Below are 700 nucleotides of genomic sequence, written 5' to 3'. Positions count from 1 at the left end.
CCTATTCCGCTGCTTCGGCGACCGGCGTCGTCCGAAAGTCGTCGGGGAAGTGGTTAAGTGCACTCATCACCGGATAAGGGGTGAAGCCGCCCAGAGCGCAAAGCGAGCCGAACTTCATCGTGTTGCAAAGGTCGGTGACCAGCGCGATCTGCTTCTCGGGTTCGATGTTCTGGGCGAGCCGGTCCAGCACCTCGACGCCGCGCGTCGAGCCGATGCGGCAGGGCGTGCACTTGCCGCAGCTTTCGACGCTGCAGAATTCCATGGCGAAGCGCGCCTGCTTCAGCATGTCGGCGCTGTCGTCGAACACGACGATGCCGGCATGGCCGATCAGTCCATCCTTGGCGGCGAACGCTTCGTAGTCGAACGGCGTATCGAACAGCGCGCGCGGGAAATAGGCGCCGAGCGGGCCGCCGACCTGCACGGCCTTGACTGGACGTCCTGTCGCGGTGCCGCCGCCGATATCATCAACGATCTCGCCCAGCGTCATGCCGAACGCAGCCTCATAGAGACCGGGATATTTGACGTTGCCGGCGATCTGGATCGGGATGGTGCCGCGCGAACGGCCCATGCCGAAATCCTTGTAGAAGGCTGCGCCCTTATCCATGACGACAGGCACCGAAGCCAGCGAGATGACGTTGTTGATCACCGTCGGCTTGCCGAACAGGCCCTTGTGCGCCGGCAGCGGCGGTTTGGCTCGCAC

At 63.7% G+C, this 700-nt stretch carries 1 protein-coding gene; it reads right to left on the bottom strand.

Annotated features, from left to right (window positions below; all coding sequences use genetic code 11):
• Window position 1: 1 nt before the first annotated feature.
• The coding region (locus EOA86_RS37160; protein ID WP_206630278.1) for an NADH-ubiquinone oxidoreductase-F iron-sulfur binding region domain-containing protein at window positions 2-700 on the bottom strand (699 nt) is incomplete at its 5' end.

The sequence above is a fragment of the Mesorhizobium sp. M5C.F.Ca.IN.020.32.2.1 genome, from assembly GCF_004023105.1.
Lineage (GTDB): Bacteria > Pseudomonadota > Alphaproteobacteria > Rhizobiales > Rhizobiaceae > Mesorhizobium > Mesorhizobium wenxiniae.
Note: the sequence above shows the minus strand (reverse complement) of the source record. Positions and strands in the feature narration are given on the sequence as shown.